The organism is Phyllobacterium sp. 1468 (assembly GCF_031455525.1).
Lineage (GTDB): Bacteria > Pseudomonadota > Alphaproteobacteria > Rhizobiales > Rhizobiaceae > Phyllobacterium.
Genome location: NZ_JAVDSX010000020.1, coordinates 1 through 14,916, shown reverse-complemented (window position 1 = coordinate 14,916; position 14,916 = coordinate 1). Strand labels below are relative to the sequence as shown.

The following is a 14,916-nucleotide window of genomic DNA, read 5'->3' as shown; positions in this document are numbered from 1 at the left end:
GGTGGAGCAGCCCGGTAGCTCGTCAGGCTCATAACCTGAAGGTCACAGGTTCAAATCCTGTCCCCGCAACCAAATCATTCCAGCTTCTCGTTCGACCGAGACCGAAACAAAAACCCCGCATCAAGCGGGGTTTTTGCGTTTTGCGGTTCCTCGGACCATCGGCATCCTCAGCCGAACTTCACAGCTGTTGTATTCGCTCCGCAAATGAGAACCGCCACCCGCTCATCCGGTGCCGGAACATACTTGCCGGATAAGATTGCGGCGAAGGCGGCCGCACCGCCCGGTTCGGCAACGATGCGGATCTTGTCCCACAGCGCAATTTGCGCCGCGCGGATGTCATCGTCGGAAACCAGCACCGAGCGGTCGACGAAAGCCTGGGCGATCGGGAACATCAGTTTGCCCACCTGTTTCGGCGCCAGCGAATCGGCGGCAATACCTTCCGCCGGCGCGTCGACAGGCTGACCGGCCTCAAGTGCCATATGCAGCGTTGGCGAGCCCTCCGGTTCAATGGCGATAATTTTCACACGGCCTTTAAACCACGCGGCGATGCCGCCGATAAGTCCACCGCCGCCCACCGCAACCAACAGTGTCGTTATATCGGGAAGATCAGCTTCGATCTCGGCACCGAGAGTGCCCTGGCCGAGCAGCGTCTCGGGTTGGTCATAGGCATGGACGGCCAAGGCGCCGCTCTCTTCGACGAATTTCTCGCTCGCGGCCAAGGCGTCGGCGTAGCGATCGCCGCCGATGACGAGAGCTGCGCCATAGCCGCGGATGCGTTCGGCCTTGGCCGGGGAGGTGACGCTCGGAACAAAGATCGTTGCGGGTACGCCTAGCCGCATCGCGGCGTAGGCGACCGCGGCGCCATGATTGCCACCGGATGCTGCCGCGACACCAGCCTGCGGAAGTGGGCGGGTCAGGAGGTTGGTGAAAGCGCCGCGCGCCTTGAACGAACCCGAATGCTGCAGATATTCCAGCTTGAGATCGATCGGACGCCGTCCAAGCCCGAAATCGGTCATGTCGACCCGCAAGGTTGGTGTGTGACGGACATGCGGGCGGATCAACCGCTCGATCTCGGTAATTCGTTCAGGCGTGATCAGGGAGTTCATGGGATTCTCGCTCGGGAAGGACAGGTGCGGAGAATAGTGGTGGCCGAGGCGAGGAAGCAAGTGCAAACGATTGATCATTGGCTAAGCCAGCATGAAACCGTCATTGACTCCAATCATATCCAGGAGTACGAATTCACAAAAGAGCAATAAATCTGCATTTGTTGATCCTTAAATTGCGTGTGAAGGGAGGTGTGCCCCAGCTATGAATGAAATTCGCCTCCAATCATCGAATAGGCTTCCATCGGACGAGCAGCGCGAACATTTGATGGTGCGCGTCGCCAAGCTCTATTATGATCTGGAGTGGACGCAGGGCGATATCGCGGCTGAACTCGGTTTGACCCGCTGGCAGATCGGCCGGTTGCTGACCGAGGCAAGAGAGCTCGGCGTCGTCCGCATAGAGATTACTCCAAGGGTCATGCGCCGGACCGATCTCGAAGTGCGATTGCAGCAGCAATATTGCCTCAAAGACGCGATCGTCGTTCCGTCCGGGGAGATGACGGACTCTGCGCTTTTGACCGAACGCGTGGCACAGGCCACGGCGACCTATCTTGCCGGGCTCACCCCGAAATCCGAACTGATCGGGGTTTCCTGGGGCCGCACCATGTCTGCCGTTGCGCGATTTTTGCCGGGCAACTGGAACCCGGGTGTGCATGTGGTGCTGGTTAATGGCGCGACAAATCTGCGTTCGACGTCGACGCATTCAAGCGCGGTTGCGGAAGAATTTGCCCGCGCTGCCAACGGGATCGCGACCTTGCTACCGGTGCCTGCAATTGTCGGCAAGAAAAGCACGCGCGAGGTGCTGGAAGAAGACCCGATCATCGAGCGTGTACTGCAACTCGCCATACAGGCGGATGTCGTGTGCTTCAGCATGGGCGGCATCAACCATCAGTCGGTGCTGCTCAGCAATGGCTATCTTGATGAAGCCGATATGGACAGGCTCAAGGATGCGGGCGCCGTTGGCGACATACTTGGGCGGTTTGTCGATGAGAATGGCAGAATAATCGATGAGGCTATCGACGATCGCACCGTGGGCATGCGGCTCGAGCATCTGAAGACCAAGCAGCAAGCCATCGGCGTGGTTGCGGGTGAAGACAAGCACCGGGTCGCCGTTGCAGCGTTGAAAGCGGGCTATGTGTCGGTCATCATCACGGACGAAGCAACAGCACTTTATGCATTGGAAAATCAAAATGGTGTCTGACACGCGTGAGGCGACGAATTGCCGTGTCGATCACAGGAAGGATCGCGGATGAACCGCCAGGATGTTTTGGTATCAAAGGGGACTGACTTGGCAGTCCAGCATGCGCTAGCGCGCAACACCGGCACCAAGCTCGCGCTCGACTGGTTCGACGATGTCGCCGTCAATCGCTCGGCCACGGAGCGCCGCGCTGCGACGTTGACGACACGCCGGACAGTGAAGAAGGAATATCAGGCGGCGTGGCTGATCAAGGCTATTACCTGCATTGATCTGACCACGCTTGCCGGCGACGATACGGCGGGTCGCGTCCATCGGCTTTGCGCCAAAGCAAAGCGTCCGGTTCGAGAGGATATACTCGAGGCCCTCGGCCTTGCCGATGCGAACATCACGACTGGTGCTGTTTGCGTCTATCCGACAATGGTGCCGCATGCGGTGAAAGCATTGCAGGGGGCCGGCATACCTGTGGCCTCGGTGGCGACCGGTTTCCCGGCTGGCCTCACGCCGCTGCCGCAGCGCCTTGCCGAGATCCACTATGCCGTGGGAGAGGGGGCCGCTGAAATCGACATCGTTATTACCCGCGAACACGTGCTGACCCAAAACTGGTCAGCGCTGTACGATGAGATCGCGCAGATGCGAGAAGCGGCAGGCGATGCACATCTGAAGGCGATCCTGGCAACCGGCGATCTTAACACGCTGCGCAACGTCTATCGCGCGTCGATGGTTGCGATGCAGGCCGGCGCCGATTTCATCAAGACATCGACGGGCAAGGAGGAAGTGAATGCCACGCTTCCAGTCAGCCTGATCATGTTGCGCGCCTTGCGCGACTATGGCGAATTGTCGGGCCAGACCGTCGGCTTCAAGCCGGCAGGCGGCATGAAGACCGCCAAGGATGCGCTGAACTGGCTGATCCTGATGAAGGAAGAACTTGGCCTGCCATGGATGCAGCCTGAGCTCTTTCGCCTCGGTGCGAGTTCGATGCTCGGCGATATCGAACGGCAGCTGGAACATTACGTGACGGGCCGCTACGCCGCGTCTTCGCGCCACGCCCTCGCATAAGGAACACAATCATGGGACAAATCAAGGACATCCTTCGCACGATGGAATATGGCCCGGCTCCGGAGAGCAATAGTGACGTTCAGGCATGGCTCGATGCCAACAAAAAGGGCTTCGGTCATTTCATCAATGGCAAATTTACCGCAAGTGAAGGCATCAAGACCTTCACAGTGGTCAATCCGGCCAACGAAAAAGTGCTGGCGAAGGTTGCGCACGGTGCGAAAGCGGACGTCGATGCCGCGGTCAAAGCCGCACGTGCCGCCTTCGGGACGTGGTCCAAATTGCCGGGCCATGAGCGCGCCAAATATCTCTATGCCATCGCCCGCCACATCCAGAAACGTGAGCGTTTTTTCTCGGTTCTCGAGACCATGGACAATGGCAAGCCCATCCGCGAAACGCGTGATATCGATATCCCCTTGGTCGCCCGGCATTTTTACCACCATGCCGGCTGGGCCGAGATGGTCGAGACCGAATTCGAAGGCTTCTCCCCTGTGGGTGTTTGCGGGCAGGTGATCCCGTGGAATTTCCCGCTGTTGATGCTGGCGTGGAAGATCGCTCCGGCGTTGGCAGCCGGCAACACGGTTGTCCTCAAGCCGGCGGAATTGACGCCGCTGACGGCAATCGCCTTTGCCGAAGTCTGCCATGAAATTGGCCTGCCCGCCGGTGTTGTCAATATCGTGCACGGCGACGGTTCAACCGGAGCACTGATCTGCGGCCACGAGGATATCGATAAGGTCGCCTTTACCGGTTCGACCGAAGTTGGCCGCATCATTCGCGAACAGATCGCCGGCTCGGAGAAAAAGCTGTCGCTGGAGCTTGGCGGCAAGTCGCCGTTCATCGTCTTCGAAGATGCGGACATGGACGGTGCGGTGGAAGGCGTGGTCGACGCAATCTGGTTCAACCAGGGCGAGGTGTGCTGCGCCGGATCACGAATCCTCGTTCAGGAAGGCATCGCAGATCGCTTTTACAACAAGCTGCGCCAGCGCATGCAAACGTTGCGCGTCGGCGATCCGCTCGACAAGACCATGGATATTGGAGCGCTTGTCTCGGCAGGGCAGTTAAAACGCGTTTCGGCACTGGTCGAGCAAGGCAAGGTTGAAGGTGGAACACTGTGGCAGGCACCCGTAAAACTACCGGCCAAGGGTAGCTATTTTGCCCCCGGCTTCTTCACCGATGTCGAGCCGGCGTCAACGGTTTGCGAAGTCGAAATCTTTGGTCCAGTCGCCACGGCGACCACCTTCCGCACGCCGGATGAGGCAATCGCTCTGGCGAACAACACCAGATACGGGCTTGCCGCATCAATCTGGTCGGAGAATATCAATCTTGCGCTCGATATGACCGCCCGGGTCAGGGCCGGTGTCGTCTGGATCAACTCGACCAACCTGCTCGATGCCGGCGCCGGATTCGGCGGCTACCGCGAAAGCGGATTTGGCCGCGAAGGCGGTCGCGAGGGGCTCTACGAGTATCTTACGGCCGATTGGGAAAAACGGCTGCCCCTCGCTAAAGCCGAACCGGCGTTCATGCCTTCGGCTGCTCCGCAGGGCCATGCGAAGATCGCTGACTATGGGATGATCGATCGCACGGCCAAGAACTACATTGGCGGCAAGCAGGCGAGGCCGGACGGCGGATACTCCTACTCTGTCATGACGAAGAGCGGACAGGTGGTCGGCCAGGCCGGCATCGGCAACCGCAAGGATATTCGCAATGCGGTAGAGGCAGCGGCGAAGGCAGGCTCATGGAGCGGCGTGACGGCCCACAACCGCGCACAGGTCTTGTATTATCTCGGCGAGAACCTGGATGCACGACGGGCGGAATTCGAAGCATTGCTGGTTGAAACTGTGGGCGTTGGCGCCAAGGCCGCAACCGAGGAATTTGCCGTCGCTCTCCGCCGTATCTTCTATTACGCTGCCCAGGCAGACAAATATGATGGAGCCGTGCATTCGACCAAATCACGCCATGTAACGTTGGCGATGAACGAGCCTTGGGGCGTCATGGGTATCGTGTGCCCTGACGAATTGCCGCTGTTGTCGTTCGTATCTCTGGTCTTGCCGGCGATTGCCATGGGCAACCGCGTGGTGACCGTGCCCTCGACGCGGCATCCGCTATTGGCAACCAGTCTTTATCAGGTGATCGACACGTCGGACCTTCCAGGCGGCGTGGTCAACATCGTTACGGGCGAACGCGATGTTCTGGCCAGGACATTGGCCGAGCACGATGAGGTCGATGCGATCTGGTATGTCGGCACGAAAGAGGGAAGCACGATGGTAGAAAAGGCTTCGTGCGGAAACCTCAAGGCGACGTGGGTCAACAATGGACGCCAACGCGACTGGCTCAGTGCTCACGGGCAGGGCAAAGATTATCTGCGACGCGCCGTGCAGATCAAAAACATCTGGGTGCCCTATGGCGAGTAGAGTACGCCAGGGCGGGTGCAATGGCGAATTGCAGCCCGGCACCAAAATTTTTGTCGCCGCTTATTTCCGGCGATAGAGCCAAAGCGTCAGCGGTGCAAGGACGACAGTCAGTAATATCGGCGCTACAAGGGCCGCGCCCAGGTGGGCGGCGGTGACATTTCCTGCCATCAGACCGCGCATAGCCGTTGTCATCAACGACACCGGATTGACATCCACGAAGACCCTCAGCCAACCAGGCATTGTTGCCGGGTCTACCATGATGTTGGAGGCGAAGACCAAGGGCATGATGCCGGTAAAGGCCATGGTCATAACGGTGCTGGGCGTGCGCATGACCAGCCCGAGCACCAGGAATATCCAGCCGAACCCGAAGCCGATCACCAGCAGCAGGAGGAGCGCTTCGACGACGCCTATGATGCCGCCTTCCGGCCTGTAGCCGAGGAGGACGCCGATGAACAGGATAAGCAGCGACGCGATCAGATGGCGCAGGATGTCGCCCACCATCAGACCGGCGAAGGGTGACAGCGACCAGATCGGCAGTGAACGGAAGCGGTCGAACAGACCCTTGCCCAGATCGGTGCTCAGCCCCATGCCGGAGTACATCGAATTGAACACCACGGTCTGGACCAGAATGCCGGGCAGAAAATATTGCAGATAGGCCGCCGTAGAACCTGAAAGCGCGCCGCCGAAAACGAAGGTGAACAACAGGGTGAACATGATCGGGGTCATGACCAGGTCGAAGAGCTGCTCTGGAATATGTTTGAACTTGAGGACGGCACGCCAACCGAAAACGAGCGCATTTGACACCGCCGAAGGTTGCGGCGGACGGGTAGCGTAGATGAGCGAAGTGGTTACGGTTTCCTTATCCATCACGCTGCTCCCGGAGAAGGCTGGCTTTCCGTGATGTGCCCGGTCAAAGCGAAGAACACCTCGTCGAGGCTGGGCGCGCCCATCGAGAAATCGGCAAGTTCGATATTTGCGGCGATCAACGCAGCCAGACCGCGATTGGCGTTCTGTGGCGAATCAACCATCAGTGACAGCGCCGCGCCTTCAGAACTGCGTTGCGCCTGGCTGCCGGTTATTTCGGCCAGCAGACGCTCGGCTTCCTCGATACGTGTTGCATCGAGCAATGTCAGATGCAGGAAGCCCGACCCCGTTGCCGCCTTGAGCTCGCGGCTCGTGCCTTCCGCGATTTTCTTGCCATGATTGATCACGGCAATGCGCGCGGCTAGCTGATCGGCCTCCTCCAGGTATTGCGTCGTTAGAAGAATGGTTACGCCTGCCTCGGAGAGCGAGCGGATCATGCGCCAGACGCCCTTGCGCGCCATGGGGTCGAGCCCGGTCGTCGGCTCGTCCAGGAACAAGACGCCCGGCGTAACCACGAGCGAGGCTGCGATATCCAGGCGGCGCCGCATGCCACCGGAATAATCCTTGACCTGTTTGGCGGAGGCATCTGCAAGATCGAAGGCGGTGAGAAGATCGTCTGCCCGCTGCTTTGCGGCTTGACCGCGAAATCCCCATAACCGCGCCAGCAGGATCAGGTTTTCACGTCCGGTCAGATCTTCGTCAAGCGAGGCGAACTGCCCGGTCATGGCGATGGAACCGCGGATCTCGTGCGGCGACCGTTTGAGATCAAATCCCAGTACCTTTGCCGAGCCGGCATCGGGGGGAAGCAATGTTGCCAGCATACGCAGCAAAGTCGTCTTGCCCGCACCATTCGGGCCCAGAATGCCGAATATCATGCCGCGCGGCACATCAAGATCAATACCATCCACAGCACGCACATCGCCAAAATATTTGCTGAGGCCCCGTGCCTCGATGGCGGCCTCTTTCGGCAGTTGGGTGGTATCGGGCATCGTCACGGTCCTTCAATTTGCGGTTGGCCGACGATGAGTCAGCGGCAAGATGGGCAGCGGCGGGGCGGATAGATAGCAATGCCCGCGTTTTCTGTCAAAGTGTCGCAGGCAGCTGCCTGAAATCTGCCGTCTCGCCGGACGAATGACAGATAGAAATACCGTGCAATAATTGTTCGGAAAGCTTCAATGTTCACAATGCTGGTATCATGAACAGATATTCCTTCGGCTTCTGGATATTCGTTTTGTGCGCTATTGCCGTAAGCGGCATGATTTATGGCGCGATATTCTATGATGACTGGTCACTGATTGGCGCCGTTTTTGCCTTGTTTGTCTGTGTTCCGGTCATTGCCTTTGAGCGGGGCCTGCTGCTGCCGCGTTTGAACGCCTGGGTTACATCTCTTTCGACCCCGGCCTATATTATTTTCTCCCTTCTCGTTTTCTATTTGATGGTCAGCGTGGCCTTCGCGGCCTGTGGTGCTCTGCTTTGGTCCCTGGGGCGTCTGAAGGCTATAACTTGGCAGGAAGCCGTCATTTTGCCGGCGGATATCCTGCTTTACACCATCGGCGTATCGCTGATCCTAAGTTTTGTCACCCGCGTCCGCGAACTGCTCGGCCGAGACGTCTTCGCCAGTCTGCTTCTTGGCCGGTACCGCAAACCCATCGAAGAAGAGCGGGTATTCCTGTTCATCGATCTTGTCGGATCTACGTCTTTTGCAGAGGAATACGGGGATCTGCGCGCGCAGCAGTTTCTCAGCGCACTATTCACGGCTTTTGCCAAACCTGTGCGACAGTATCGAGGTACCATTGACGATTATGTCGGTGATGCCGCCATTATCACCTGGCCGATGGCACGCGGCGTGAGACAAGATAATTGCGTGAAGTGTGCATTCGCAATCGTGGACGCGATCGAGGCCGACGCTGATAAATGGTTGCAGAAATTCGGCCGGGTGCCGCGTCTGCGCATAGCACTGCATGGCGGGCCCATTGTCACCGCAGAAGTCGGAGTGGATCACCACAAGATCGCATATTTTGGCGATACCGTGAATACGACAGCACGTTTGGAAGGCTTGTCTCGTGCACTCGGCGTGCCGATACTGATTTCGAGTGACCTGGCGAAACGCCTGGATTTTTCCGGCGACATCAAAGCTGAATATCTCGGCCAGCACGCGCTGAAGGGCAGGGGACAGTCGCTCGGCGTCATGGCGCTGACGCGGGAGAAGGAACCTGCGCTAAAGCTGGTGGCTCGGAGTGCCTAGTATATCCTGCCCTCGACAATTTCTGTCCACAAAGCGTCAAATTAGCGGATTGGGCGGTGACAGCGCTTGTGCGGTGCGATATGGTCTCCTTCGTCGAGGGTCTTCGATTGTAGAATCAAGGGCCCTGTCAATTTGCGGGAGAGTGTCTTTGCACAGCGATGTGCAGGTCCACCGAAGGGGAAATCGCCCGAAATCTCTCAGGTAGCAAGAACCGCAAAAGGATAAGACAACTCTGGAAAGTCGAGGGAAACCTCGCGCCGAAGGTGTAAGTGCAACCGGACGCAAGTCGTCAGCTGCGCGAGTCTCTCAGGCTTCCGACAGAGGGGCAAAGACACGGTCCGTCCTTGTGGCGGAGATCTTTGCACGACTCTGGAGTAAAAATGGGCGCTGAAAAAAACCTCAAATCATTGCCGCTTGACGATCTGCATAAAGCCGCCGGTGCGCGCTTTGGCGGGTTTGCAGGCTGGTCTATGCCAATCACTTATCCATTGGGGGTGATGAAAGAGCATCTGCATACACGCGAGAAAGCCGGGCTGTTCGATATCTCGCACATGCAGCTGTTTGATGTTGCAGGACCGGAAGCAGCGGCACTGCTATCGCACGTTTGCCCGTTGGGCGCGGATACGCTGGAGACAGGGCAATCCAAATATACTTTCTTCCTCAACGAGCAGGCGGGCATTCTCGATGATCTGATTGTCACGAGGCTCAGCGAAGACCATTTCATGGTCGTCGCCAATGCCGGCAATGCAGCCGCTGACGAAGCGCATTTGCGCGACGTTGGGAAGGGCTTTGATTGCAAGATCGACGCGCTCGATCGTGTGTTTTTGGCAATTCAGGGACCGCAAGCGGTGGATGTGCTGCGCGTGGCCGGGGTTCCCGGAACAGAGCTTGCGTTCATGCATGGCTTCGAGCCCAAGCCTCGCTGGTTCATGAGCCGCTCGGGCTATACGGGCGAGGACGGTTTCGAGATCGGTCTGCCCGCAAACGAAGCGCGCGAACTCGTGACCGCGCTTCTCGCAGACGAACGCGTGGCGTGGGTTGGCCTTGCTGCGCGTGACAGTCTGCGACTGGAGGCCGGTCTCTGCCTGCACGGCCAGGACATCACGCCCGAGATTGATCCCGTCGATGCGGGTCTCACCTGGGCGATCACCAAGCCAGTGCGCGAAAAGGCCGGGTTCATCGGTGCCAAAGCTCTGCTCGACAAGATCACCAAGGGCGCGGCACGAAAACGCGTGGGTCTGAAACCTGATAGCCGCCAGCCAGTGCGGTCTGAGTCCATTCTGGTCGATATCCACGGCAATGCGGTCGGTGTGGTGACATCGGGCGGTTTCGGCCCCTCGGCAGGCTTTCCTGTCGCGATGGGCTATGTCGGCAAGGATTTCGCCCCGATTGGCACCCAGGTTTTCGCCGAAGTGCGCGGTAACCGCATTGCGCTGCACGTTCATTCACTTCCCTTCATCCCACATCGCTACCACAAAGGATAATTCAGATGGCAGCCACATATTTTACCGAAGATCATGAATGGGTTCGCGTCGAGGATGGCATTGCCACCGTCGGTATTACCGACCATGCGCAGGACCAGCTTGGTGATCTCGTCTTCGTTCAATTGCCGGATGTCGGTCAATCCTTGTCGAAGGGCGATGCCGCTGTTGTGGTGGAATCGGTCAAGGCGGCTTCGGATGTCTATGCGCCGCTGGACGGCGAAGTGACTGAAGTCAACGAAGCGACGGCAAGCGATCCAGCGCTGGTCAATTCTTCGGCAACCGGCGATGGCTGGCTATGGAAGATGAAACTGTCCGACACGGACCAGTTGACCGGCTTGCTCGACGAGGCCGGCTACAAAGCGATTATTGGTTGATCCATCATGAATAGAAGCATTTTCCCCTTTTCCGACCGCCATATCGGCCCGAGTATACAGGGCGCACGCGCAATGCTGGCGGCACTAGGCATTCCCTCGCTGGAAACCCTTATTTCGCAGGCTGTGCCGAAATCCATTCGTCTGGAACGGCCGTTGGATATCCCTGAAGCCGTCAATGAGGCGGAGGCATTGGCAGAACTGAGCCTCAAGATGGGTCGGAACAAGACCCACAAGAGCTTTATCGGACAGGGCTATCATGGCACGCATGTACCTGCGGTCATCCAGCGCAATCTATTTGAAAACCCCGCCTGGTATACGGCTTATACGCCCTACCAGTCAGAGATAAGTCAGGGACGGCTGGAGCTGCTGTTCCATTTCCAGACACTGGTGACAGAACTGACAGGCTTGCCGGTTGCGTCCGCATCGCTGCTGGACGAGGCGACCGCTGTGGCGGAAGCCGTTGGTATCGCCTACCGTCATCATCGGGAAAAGCGCAACCGCATCGTCCTTGCTGGAGAGGTGCATCCGCAGATACTCGATGTGATCAGGACCCGCGCCGAGCCGCTTGGCATGAATGTAAACGGCGGCGAGATCGATTCCAGCGTCGCGGCGGTCATCGTGCCCTGGCCTGACACCTATGGTGTCTATGGCGATCACTCGGCGATCATCAAGGCTGCAAAAGCGGCCGGCGCGCTGGTTATTGCGGTCGCTGATCCCCTCGCGCTGACGATCACAGCTTCGCCTGCTTCGCTGGGGGCGGATATCGCGGCCGGTTCCATGCAACGTTTCGGCGTTCCGATCGGCTATGGTGGACCGCATGCAGCATATCTCGCGGTGAGCGATAATCTTACCCGGCTTATCCCCGGACGCCTGGTTGGCCAGTCGGTAGACAGCAAGGGACGGCCGGGCTACCGCCTTGCGCTGCAGACGCGCGAACAGCATATCCGCCGCGACAAGGCGACATCGAATATCTGTACCGCGCAGGCATTGCTTGCCAATATGGCGGTGTCCTTCGCCATCTGGCATGGTCCGCAGGGACTTCAGGCTATCGCTGCCCAAGTTCATGCAAGAGCTGCACGTCTTGCGGCGGGACTCGAGGCTGCCGGTCTCAAGCTTGGCGGCGAACGTTTCTTCGATACGATAACGGTCAGCCTCCCCGGCAGGGCGGCTTCCATTGCTGACGCTGCCGAAATGGGCGGGCGCTTGCTCCGGGTCATCGATCAGGACCGGCTCGGCATTACGGTTGACGAGACGACAACGGATGGGGACCTCAGCGCACTTGCAGCGCTGTTCGGTGCAAGCTTGCCGAACGATCCCGGTGTAAAGCTGCCAAGCACCCGGCCAGCTGAGGGATTCATGACCCAGGCCGTGTTTCATCAGCAACGTTCCGAAACCGAGATGATGCGTTTCCTGCGCCGGCTTGCCGACAAGGATCTGGCACTTGACCGGGCAATGATCCCGCTGGGCTCTTGTACGATGAAGCTCAACGCCGCAGCTGAAATGCTGCCCGTCAGCTGGCAAAGCGTTGCCAATGTGCACCCCTTTGCGCCATCCGATCACGCGCTCGGGTATAAATCGCTGACGGATGATCTTGAAGCGTGGCTATCCGAGATTACCGGATTCGATGCGGTTTCCCTGCAGCCGAATGCAGGCAGTCAAGGTGAATATGCGGGTCTGCTTGCCATCCGCCGCTATCATCTCGACCGTGGCGACGCAAATCGCGATGTTTGCCTCATTCCGGAATCCGCACACGGCACCAACCCTGCCAGCGCGCATATGGCGGGCATGCGCGTAGTCGTCGTCGCCTGCGAAGACGCGGGTGATATCGATCTCGACGATCTGAAGGCCAAGGCCGAGAAACACAGCGAAAACCTTGCAGCGCTGATGATCACCTATCCTTCGACGCATGGCGTCTTTGAGGAAGGTGTGAAGGATATCTGTGCCATCATCCATGATCATGGTGGCCAGGTCTATTTCGACGGAGCCAACCTCAACGCGCTGGTTGGTCTGGCTCGTCCCGGCGATATTGGCGCTGATGTCTGTCATATGAACCTGCACAAGACCTTCTGCATTCCGCATGGCGGAGGTGGTCCGGGTGTAGGGCCTATCGGCGTCAAAAAGCACTTGGCACCGTTCCTGCCTGGGCATGTCGCCAAGGGTTCGGGGCAGGCGGTGTCGGCTGCACCATTCGGCAGTGCATCGATCCTGCCTATCACCTGGATGTATATCCGAATGATGGGTGGCAACGGATTGAAGCGTGCCACGGAAATGGCAATCCTTAATGCCAATTATATTGCCGAACGGCTGAAGGATACCTATCCGGTGCTATTCCAAGGACGCAATGGCCGTGTGGCGCACGAGTGTATCCTCGATACGCGGGTGCTGAAGGAAAGCGCGGGGATCAATGTCGAGGACATTGCCAAACGGCTCATCGACTATGGCTTTCACGCGCCGACCATGTCCTGGCCGATAGCTGGAACGCTAATGGTCGAGCCGACCGAGTCGGAATCGAAGCGTGAGATCGACCGTTTCTGCGATGCGATGATTGCCATTGCCAATGAGGCGGCAAAAGTCGTGAGCGGTGAGTGGCCGAAGGACGATAATCCGCTGGTCAATGCACCCCATCCAGCCGGTGATGTTCTGGCCGACGACTGGTCACATCCTTACAGCCGCAGCCAGGCAAGCCTTCCAGCTGGTGAAAGCGAGGACAACCCGAAATACTGGCCTCCGGTTTCGCGCATCGACAATGTTGCTGGCGACCGTAATCTGGTCTGTTCTTGCCCGCCGATGCAGGCTTATAGCTAAACCTTGACCATTGCTGCGGCGCCGGGATGCACTTCGGCGCCGCAGCGCTTCAGTCACCAGTTTGGTGTGAGGTGCAATTCTTCATGACTGTTGCCTTGGCCGGGAACGAGTTCCGTTGCCAGCTGACGCAATGCAAGCGGCAAGGCCTGCAAGTCGCTGGATTCAAAGGAAAGATGCGGCAGTTGCTTGGAGATAAGTTCGGCGACGATCCGTGCTTGCTGTCCGTCCCGCATACGCTTGGCCGCATCGCGATCGACACGCCGTGACAACCACAATTTATGCAGCGCGAAGGCTCGGGGGTCTGGACAAGAATAGGCCAATGGGTAGCCTCGCTCATCAATTACTACAGCCTGCGTTTTCGGACTGTTGACCAGCCAGGATAACCCCTCGATTTCGATTGCCTGCAGATCGTCGGCATCAGCGCTGAAACGTGTCTTTTCTTTTGATGACATGACGTCTTTCGGTACGGGTTTGATGAGGTCCACCAAAAAACCATCCCGGTTCGCTGCCCGGTAGCCGTTCTTTGCTAATGGCACAAAGGAATGGTCGATTTTCTGCAGAAGGCCGATCAATCCTTTGTGCGAAAAATCCCTGGTTATCAGCCGCAGGTTGAATCGCGAATCCATCAACAAGTCGACATCCTGCGTTGAAAGCAATCCGCTGGTGATGTGAACGGCGGCCATGCGTTCATAGACAAACAATGCATTGGTGCCGACAACATCGATGGCCGTGCCGATAAGACCAAGCTTGTCAAGCGCACGGAGAATACGTGCCGTCAAAAGCGGTACACGACCCAACGCCATCGCTCGATTGACCGGCGCCAATTCGTCCAGGCGTTGCGCCAAGCGCGCTACGCGCTCCTTGGAATTGTCGCGGCCAGCATGGAACTGGTTATAGATCGTCTCGGTTTCAGGCGATCGCGGGCCCAAAGATTTCCATATTCCGTTGGTTTTTTTGTAGAGATATTCCTTGTCATTCGTGCTTTTCTTCCACGACATCGACCCGGAAAAGCGCTGCTCATATTCCTTCAAGCTGGTCCGATAGACCTCATAAGCCTGTGCCGTATCGATGTGCTGACGGATCTGTTCGGAGGATAGTTCATTGAATTTACTCATCTTATCCCTATAAGGCAGCAAATGGAGTACGAAAGGGATAATATCACATCTGTTTAAGTTTAAAATGCTGATTTATAACATATTATCCCCAACGAAACAAAATTGCGCTCATAGAGGGATAATGCACCGCGTTCCATAACTAAGGTTATGCAACTTCATCGTCGACGGAGGGCACATTCTATTTTCAACTGCAACAGATACTAAACCCTCTTTGTTTTCAGGAGGATGCAATGCCCTGTCGTTTCCGTCAGTTGAATATGAATG

At 57.8% G+C, this 14,916-nt stretch carries 11 protein-coding genes and 1 riboswitch; of the genes, 7 read left to right on the top strand and 4 right to left on the bottom strand.

Annotated features, from left to right (window positions below; genetic code table 11):
• Positions 1-167: 167 nt before the first annotated feature.
• On the bottom strand, positions 168-1,106 hold the full coding sequence (locus J2X72_RS24970) for a threonine/serine dehydratase (RefSeq protein WP_310076408.1): 939 nt from the start codon (positions 1,104-1,106) through the stop codon (positions 168-170).
• A 202-nt stretch (positions 1,107-1,308) separates the two neighbouring features.
• Here J2X72_RS24970 and J2X72_RS24965 point away from each other — a divergent pair, with 202 nt between their 5' ends.
• The 3 genes from J2X72_RS24965 to J2X72_RS24955 are packed head-to-tail and all read left to right on the top strand — an operon-like array spanning position 1,309 to position 5,765.
• Positions 1,309-2,304 (top strand): sugar-binding transcriptional regulator, encoded by a 996-nt coding sequence (locus tag J2X72_RS24965; protein ID WP_310076406.1) that lies wholly within the window; start codon positions 1,309-1,311, stop codon positions 2,302-2,304.
• Between the two features lie 48 nt (positions 2,305-2,352).
• Complete coding sequence (gene deoC, locus J2X72_RS24960) at positions 2,353-3,357, top strand: deoxyribose-phosphate aldolase (protein ID WP_310076402.1); 1,005 nt, start codon at positions 2,353-2,355, stop codon at positions 3,355-3,357.
• An 11-nt stretch (positions 3,358-3,368) separates the two neighbouring features.
• A complete protein-coding gene (locus J2X72_RS24955) occupies positions 3,369-5,765 on the top strand; it encodes an aldehyde dehydrogenase family protein (RefSeq protein WP_310076400.1) in 2,397 nt (798 codons plus the stop codon).
• A 60-nt stretch (positions 5,766-5,825) separates the two neighbouring features.
• Here the strand turns inward: J2X72_RS24955 and J2X72_RS24950 are convergent, their stop codons facing one another.
• On the bottom strand, positions 5,826-6,632 hold the full coding sequence (locus J2X72_RS24950) for an ABC transporter permease (protein ID WP_310076399.1): 807 nt from the start codon (positions 6,630-6,632) through the stop codon (positions 5,826-5,828).
• Positions 6,632-7,618, bottom strand: a complete 987-nt coding sequence (locus tag J2X72_RS24945; protein WP_310076396.1) for an ATP-binding cassette domain-containing protein — start codon at positions 7,616-7,618, stop codon at positions 6,632-6,634. Before J2X72_RS24945 ends, J2X72_RS24950 begins: the two co-directional genes overlap by 1 nt.
• A gap of 206 nt (positions 7,619-7,824) precedes the next feature.
• Here J2X72_RS24945 and J2X72_RS24940 point away from each other — a divergent pair, with 206 nt between their 5' ends.
• The 4 genes from J2X72_RS24940 (at position 7,825) to gcvP (ending at position 13,537) form a co-directional block, all read left to right on the top strand.
• Positions 7,825-8,874, top strand: a complete 1,050-nt coding sequence (locus tag J2X72_RS24940; RefSeq protein WP_210002577.1) for an adenylate/guanylate cyclase domain-containing protein — start codon at positions 7,825-7,827, stop codon at positions 8,872-8,874.
• Positions 8,875-8,999: 125 nt separating this feature from the next.
• Positions 9,000-9,098: riboswitch (glycine riboswitch) on the top strand.
• A gap of 156 nt (positions 9,099-9,254) precedes the next feature.
• Positions 9,255-10,358: a glycine cleavage system aminomethyltransferase GcvT gene (gene gcvT / locus J2X72_RS24935; protein WP_310076394.1), complete on the top strand. Its 1,104-nt coding sequence runs from the start codon at positions 9,255-9,257 to the stop codon at positions 10,356-10,358.
• Positions 10,359-10,363: 5 nt separating this feature from the next.
• Entirely contained in the window at positions 10,364-10,732 is a 369-nt protein-coding gene (gene gcvH / locus J2X72_RS24930; RefSeq protein WP_112532235.1) for a glycine cleavage system protein GcvH, read from the top strand.
• Positions 10,733-10,738: 6 nt separating this feature from the next.
• Positions 10,739-13,537, top strand: coding sequence for an aminomethyl-transferring glycine dehydrogenase (gcvP, locus tag J2X72_RS24925; RefSeq protein ID WP_405044778.1), 2,799 nt, complete (start codon positions 10,739-10,741; stop codon positions 13,535-13,537).
• A gap of 53 nt (positions 13,538-13,590) precedes the next feature.
• On the opposite strand, the gene J2X72_RS24920 is transcribed toward gcvP, so the two are convergent.
• A complete protein-coding gene (locus J2X72_RS24920; protein ID WP_310076391.1) occupies positions 13,591-14,652 on the bottom strand; it encodes a nucleotidyltransferase domain-containing protein in 1,062 nt (353 codons plus the stop codon).
• Positions 14,653-14,916: the final 264 nt, after the last annotated feature.